This window comes from Geothrix sp. (genome assembly GCF_049292215.1).
Lineage (GTDB): Bacteria > Acidobacteriota > Holophagae > Holophagales > Holophagaceae > Geothrix.
In genome coordinates this window covers 1-1,523 of the sequence record NZ_JBATQW010000064.1, presented here as the reverse complement: position 1 = coordinate 1,523, position 1,523 = coordinate 1, and the positions used below count along the sequence as shown (strand labels likewise).

Below are 1,523 nucleotides of genomic sequence, written 5' to 3'. Positions count from 1 at the left end.
GCGATCGACATTGCCGCTGACGAGGAGGGTGCGCCCTTCAGCCAGAGCCAAAGCCACAGGGCCCAGTGTGCCCTCAAGAGCCAGCAAAGTCCGGCGCCAGGTCTCCGGTGGGGGAGCTGAGGCCTTCTTGGTCTTCGGAGCAGATAGGCGCGTTGGGTCGAGCAACGCGAATTCGCCCTTCTCGGGGGCTTCGGCCTGGACATCCCTCAGCAGTGCCGCGGCCAGGTTGGGCATCAGGGATTCCAGGCGGAGCACAGCCTGGGGCCACTGCTCCTGCGGGATATGGCGGTCCAGTTCCTTTAACCACTGGTCCTGGTGGTCCAGCCATAGGGTTTGCAAGTGGGGGATGAGGTCATCGGCGCCGGCCTCTGGACCAAGCCCCAGTGCCGTCTGGAAGGCGCTCGGCCAATCCTCCATACCCACAAAAGGCGCCAGGGCCTGTTCCATGATGTGGTGGACGAGGATACCCACGGCCATGGACATCTGGGTGCGCGCATCGAAGGTCTGCAAGCCCCACACCCGCTCAGCGAAAGAACGGAAGGGGCACTTGGCCAGGCCTTCGAGCGCCGTGGGGCTGGCGCTCTCTTGTCCCTTGAGCCAGGCGGCGCGGAGACCCGGTGCACGGTCGAAGTTTGGCGCTTCCGCCAGCAGCACCTCGCTGGCCGGGCGGGCCTGAGCCGTGGTGGCCCGGGCCCGGTGGTGAGGCGACTGATCGCGGCCTTCCCAACGCCAACGCAGGCGGCTGTGCAGAGAAACTTCAGGACGCCACGGGGCCGCGCCTTCCAGCGCCGTCCAGAAGGGCCCCTGGGACTTCATGCGGCCATCCTCATCCTGGGCGGGACTGAGCACCACCAGACGCTCGCGGGTCATGGCCAGCACCTTGTTGAAGGCGTATGCCTCCCGCTGGAAAGCACGTGGAATCTGATCGCCATGCTCGCTGCGGGGTAGCCAGAACCGCTGCAGGGCAGGGGGGAACGTGGCCGTCGGCTCGGCCTGACTCCAGGCGAGCAGCGCGCGGTTGATGGCGGCCTTGCGGTCGCCGTCCAGGTCGGGATTCTCAGCGGGGCGGCTGGGCCAAGCACCTTCGGAGAGATCAAGGATTAGGGTGGCGCGGGCGCCGTTCCAGTCGTCGAGGATCGTGCCGGGGGTGACCAGGCGCAGGCCCTCGACGGCTCGGGGGATCTCACTGCTGCGCGCCGCATCCAGAAATGCTTCAAGCGCCAGGAGCATGTCGGCGAAGGTCCAGATTTCGAGCCCCCAGGCCTCTTTGAGTAGGCCCAGTGGGGAGTAGAAATCGTCGGGATCCATGGGCAGCCGCAGGGTGGTGGCCAGGGATTCCAGACGCTCGGCCCACCGGTGTGCTGCCTGGGTGGTAGTTCGCAGCACTGACAGTTCCTGCCAGATGCCCTGGGCGTAGTCCTTCACCCGGTCCCGCAGGTGCATGAAGCTGCCTTCGAACGCGAGGGTCCCGCTCTGGTCCGCGAGGGCCAGCGCGTCCGCCCAGTGGCGCAGGTCGTCGCGCC

At 67.1% G+C, this 1,523-nt stretch carries 1 protein-coding gene; it reads right to left on the bottom strand.

What is annotated here, in order from left to right; all coding sequences use genetic code 11:
- A partial coding sequence (locus WAS25_RS10745; RefSeq protein WP_422311900.1) for a PD-(D/E)XK nuclease family protein occupies window positions 1–1,523 on the bottom strand: 1,523 nt, incomplete at both ends.